The organism is Acinetobacter sp. P8-3-8 (assembly GCF_000214135.1).
Taxonomy (GTDB): Bacteria; Pseudomonadota; Gammaproteobacteria; order Pseudomonadales; family Moraxellaceae; genus Acinetobacter.
On the sequence record NZ_AFIE01000096.1, the window covers coordinates 1 to 4,601 of the forward strand.

Annotated in this window: 4 protein-coding genes, 3 tRNA genes and 1 pseudogene; 1 reads left to right on the forward strand and 7 read right to left on the reverse strand. The window is 36.9% G+C overall.

The genetic code is table 11. From position 1 onward, the window contains the following. Nucleotides 1–129: 129 nt before the first annotated feature. The 5 genes from GGG_RS0118250 to GGG_RS0118270 form a co-directional block, all read right to left on the reverse strand. Nucleotides 130–205: transfer RNA gene (locus GGG_RS0118250), tRNA-Asn, on the reverse strand. Between the two features lie 288 nt (nt 206–493). Then, a tRNA-Asn gene (locus GGG_RS0118255) sits at nt 494–569 on the reverse strand. 5 nt (nt 570–574) lie between these two features. Next, nucleotides 575–650 (reverse strand) — tRNA-Asn (locus tag GGG_RS0118260). Between the two features lie 313 nt (nt 651–963). Further along, the gene (locus GGG_RS0118265) at nt 964–1,590 is read right to left on the reverse strand and encodes a superoxide dismutase (RefSeq protein WP_010117639.1); all 627 of its coding nucleotides are present in this window, start codon (nt 1,588–1,590) and stop codon (nt 964–966) included. 213 nt (nt 1,591–1,803) lie between these two features. Continuing rightward, nucleotides 1,804–2,562, reverse strand: a complete 759-nt coding sequence (locus GGG_RS0118270; protein WP_010117642.1) for a Nif3-like dinuclear metal center hexameric protein — start codon at nt 2,560–2,562, stop codon at nt 1,804–1,806. 170 nt (nt 2,563–2,732) lie between these two features. Here GGG_RS0118270 and GGG_RS0118275 point away from each other — a divergent pair, with 170 nt between their 5' ends. Then, nucleotides 2,733–3,908, forward strand: coding sequence for a S1C family serine protease (locus GGG_RS0118275; protein WP_010117644.1), 1,176 nt, complete (start codon nt 2,733–2,735; stop codon nt 3,906–3,908). Between the two features lie 83 nt (nt 3,909–3,991). Here the strand turns inward: GGG_RS0118275 and GGG_RS20085 are convergent. Beyond that, nucleotides 3,992–4,162 (reverse strand): annotated as a pseudogene (locus GGG_RS20085) (EF-hand domain-containing protein); the annotation flags it as partial. A 9-nt stretch (nt 4,163–4,171) separates the two neighbouring features. Further along, nucleotides 4,172–4,601 (reverse strand): IS30 family transposase (locus tag GGG_RS20090; protein WP_010117650.1); only part of this gene is annotated, 430 nt, incomplete at its 5' end.

Here is a 4,601-nt window from a genome sequence, read left to right on the forward strand (position 1 = left end):
TTGTATTGCGACTTTGTTGATAAAATAGCAAGTACATGCTCATGACATTATTTGGTTCGCATAAAATGATAAAACAAAATGCTAAGTCAAAAAAAAGCCCACTGCATAATGAGTGGGCTTTTTAGAATTTGGCTCTCCAACCTGGGCTCGAACCAGGGACCTGCGGATTAACAGTCCGTCGCTCTACCGACTGAGCTATTGGAGAATCTGAAACGCATTTTAGGGATGAAAGCGCGAGGGGTCAAGGGAAAATTGTCAAATTCGTCATAAAAATGTTTTATTTGCTAAATATTTGATCATTCATAGAAAAGTAAAAGTATTTTCAATAAAAAAATCTTTGTTCGCTCAATCTTGCTTGTTATTTTAAATGTTTAGCGTACAAGCTTTAATCCACTAGGCTATGGTATTGGTATGTATTTGAATCACTATATTAATTCATTAAACACACCCAATAAAAAAAGCCCACTTCATTATAAGTGGGCTTTTTAGAATCTGGCTCTTCCACCTGGGCTCGAACCAGGGACCTGCGGATTAACAGTCCGTCGCTCTACCGACTGAGCTATGGAAGAATAGATGGCTCTCCAACCTGGGCTCGAACCAGGGACCTGCGGATTAACAGTCCGTCGCTCTACCGACTGAGCTATTGGAGAATCTGATGCGCATTTTATGGATGAAAGCCAATGGGGTCAAGTGAAATTGTTAGAAAAATGGCTTAAATGTTTTTTTATTATCCGATTTAGAAAAGTTTGCTTATATATTGATTATTTTTAAAGTTTTATGGCTTCAGTTTGGACGTAAATTATCCAAAAATGTTGTGGTTTCTTGTTGTTCTGAATTTATTGCTATTGGTTTTATTGTGAGAAAATACTTTAGATTGACTGAATGCGAATCGAATAAACAATAAAAATCGCCCTATAAAAGAGCGATTTTCTAAACAAGATAATGAATATTTAATTCAATTTCTTATTTTTCAACGCCAGCAGCTTGACCAGCATATTTAGCATTTGCATAGTCCCAGTTTACTAGGCTTTCAAGGAAAGTAGAGATGTATTTAGGACGTGCATTACGGAAATCGATGTAATAAGCATGCTCCCAAACGTCAATTGTTAATACTGCAACTTTACCATGTGCAAGTGGTGTATCAGCATTTGAAGTTTTAAGGATAGAAAGGTCGCCATTTACTTTGTCAGCAACTAACCAAGCCCAACCTGAACCGAATTGAGTTGTTGCAGCAGCAGCAAATTCTTCAGCGAATTTTTCATAAGAACCGAAAGTTTCGTCAATTTTAGCAGCTAAAGCGCCAGTCGCTTTACCACCACCATTTTTAGCCATACAGTTCCAGTAGAACGTGTGGTTCCATACTTGAGCAGCATTGTTGAAAACACCTGCTTTAGAAGCATCACCAGCAACAGCAGTGATGATTTCTTCTAATGCTTTACCTTCAAGGTCAGTCCCTTTGATCAGGTTATTTAAGTTAACAACATAAGTGTTGTGATGTTTGTCATGATGATATTCAAGCGTTTCTTTGCTGATGTGTGGAGCTAGGTCATCATAACCGTATGGAAGCGCAGGTAAAGTAATGGTTGTCATGTTCTAAATTCCTTGCATTTTGCTGGGTTTTAACATTAAGTGGCTTTATTGTAATAGATTCTTCGAGCAATTGTGCAGGATGTTAAATAACAATACACAATTTATTTCGATTTAATACGTATAAAGAAAATGTTAAAAATCAGTGATTATTTTTGACAATAAGTTTTAGATTGAAATGTAATGACATACAAAACAATCTAAAAACTGCCAAGATTAAATCGGATTGTTTAATTCGAAATAACTATACTCAATATTGAACTGTTCTGAAATAGCTTTGGCGAGTCGTTGTACGCCATATCGTTCAGTTGCATGATGACCACAAGCAAAGTAATGAACATTGAGCTCTTTGGCTTCGTAGAAAGTACGTTCGCTTACTTCACCTGAAATAAAGGCATCACAGTTCATCATTGCTGCTTGGGTAATAAAATCTTGTGCTGCACCAGTGCAGAATCCAACTTTTTCAATCATTTGTTTTTCTGCATTTAAATGAATCGTTTCAAAACCCAATTTTCCAGTTAAAAAATATTTGAAATCTTCAGGTTGCATCGGATTTTTTAAATAACCAATATTTCCAATTGGATTACGTTCGCTTGGATTTAAGGCTTCGATATTTTCTAAATTCAGCATTTCTGCAATAGCAGCATTATTACCTAAGTTTGGATGTGAGTCCAAAGGCAAATGATAGCCAACCAATGAAATATCATTTTGAATTAAAGCTTTAATACGTTTTCCACGCATACCTGTAATCGGGTAGGGTTCACCTTTCCAAAAATAACCATGATGTACCAAGAGTAGATCAGCTTGTTGCGCAATGGCTGCATCAATTGCATCCTGTGAAGCGGTCACTGCACAGAGAATTTTTTTAACTTCTGGTTTACCTTCGATCTGTAAACCATTTGGAGCATAGTCTTTAAATTCATGCGATTTTAAAGTTTGATCGCACCATTGGATAATTTCTTTGAGTAAAGCCATAAATAACCTTAAAACTGCGTTAAAGATTTCAAAACATAAAAACACATTTTGAATTGTAACTAAAGCTGAACAAAACTCTTTGTGTTTTTTATGTATCTTTTAAAATTTGCTTTACAATAGACAAATTGCTTTTGCATCAACTAATTAAAAAATTCTAAGAGGAAATAAAAGTGCGCCGCTCCTTCGCATGGCTACCGTGGGTATTACTTATCCTCGTCATTATCAGTTTTGTCTTTTGGCAAAAACTTCAACAACCAAAAGCACCGATTGCTCCTGACGGTGTGAAAATGCCTGCTGAAAAAGTAGAGCCTTTGGTGAATACCTCTAGAACAGGTGGTGTCGTATCATATAGTGCTGCGGTAAAGGTTGCTGCGCCAGCAGTTGTAAACATTTTTACGACTCAGAAAGTAAAACAAAAGCATCCTTTACTTAATGATCCCGCATTTCGTGAGTTTTTTGGTAATCAGATTCCAGAACAAAACCAAGGAGCCAATGAAAATAGCCTAGGTTCTGGGGTGATTGTTCGTCCTGATGGTTATATTTTGACGAATAATCATGTGATTGCACAAGCGGATCAAATTGTTGTTGCACTGCAAGATGGGCGTCGTGCTGAAGCAAAAGTCATAGGAACAGACCCAGACACTGACTTGGCTGTGATTAAAATAGAGCTTACTGATTTGCCAGTTTTACCGTTTAAATTGAGCGGTAATGAGGTGGGTGATGTTGTTTTAGCGATTGGTAATCCTTTTGGTGTGGGGCAAACGGTAACGCAAGGGATTATTTCTGCAACAGGTCGTTCAGATTTGGGTATTAATACCTATGAAGATTTTATCCAAACAGATGCTGCAATTAACCCGGGTAATTCGGGTGGTGCATTGATTGATGTTGCTGGTAATTTGATTGGTGTAAATACAGCGATCTTCTCTCAATCTGGTGGTTCTTTAGGTATTGGTTTTGCAATCCCTGCAAAAATCTGTCAGCAAATTTTAAATTCTATTTTAAAAGATGGTCGCGTGATTCGTGGCTGGATGGGAATTAGTTTAGTTCCACCTACACAAGAGGATGTGCTCCAACCTCGTCAAACAGGTGTGGTCGTTGCCGATGTACTTAAAAATGGCCCTGCGGCTCAAGCTGGGATTAAAGTAGGTGATCGTATTGTCAAAGTGAATCAGGAAGATATTAATTCAACTTCACATTTGATCAATTATGTGGCTTTACAAGCACCTGAAACAACGGTTCAAGTTGAAGTGATGCGTGGTGAACAGAAAGTTGATTTAACTGTGAAAGTAGGTGAGCGTAAAGTCCAAAATTCTGATTCACAATATATTCCATTACCGCAGCGTTAATCGCTATTTTAGATCAGTATTTAAAAATATCAGCCCTGATGATTCAGGGCTTTTTTATGTTCTATGATTTATCTTGAAGGCCATTATTCTGCACAAGGGTTAGGCAGTAAGCTATGAATATCTCCAAGTTCTTCATTAATTAATTTTCCATCTTTGTTTTTGTCTAAATATTTAAATAATTTGGCATTTTTATCTTTTCCATGAAAATGTTGATCATCTGGCCATGGCAGGGGATCAAAGTCTTTCACTTTTAAGAGGCAGATTCAACTAGCAAGTGCGACAGTTAAATATCCAGCCATAATCTCACTGGGTGTACACCATCCAAGAGACTTACGAGGGCGATTATTTAAATTGTCCTCAATCTCTCGTATTTGAGCTACAGTAACATGTTCGAATGATGATGATTTTGGCAAAAACTGACGAATTAAACCATTCGTATTTTCGTTTCTTGCCCTTTGGATCGATTTATAAGGATCTGCAAAATAAGCAGCTATACCTCGATCTGTAATCCTTTCATGTTCTGAAAACTCTTTACCATTATCAAAAGTCACACTATAGGCATGGCTCAGTTTTAATCTTTCTATACACTGCGAAATTGTATGCTTTGACTGCCTTGTAGCACCTAAATGTACAATATGCACATAAAGGCTTTTTCGATCAACTAAGGTTAATATTGCACCTTTATGATTTTTG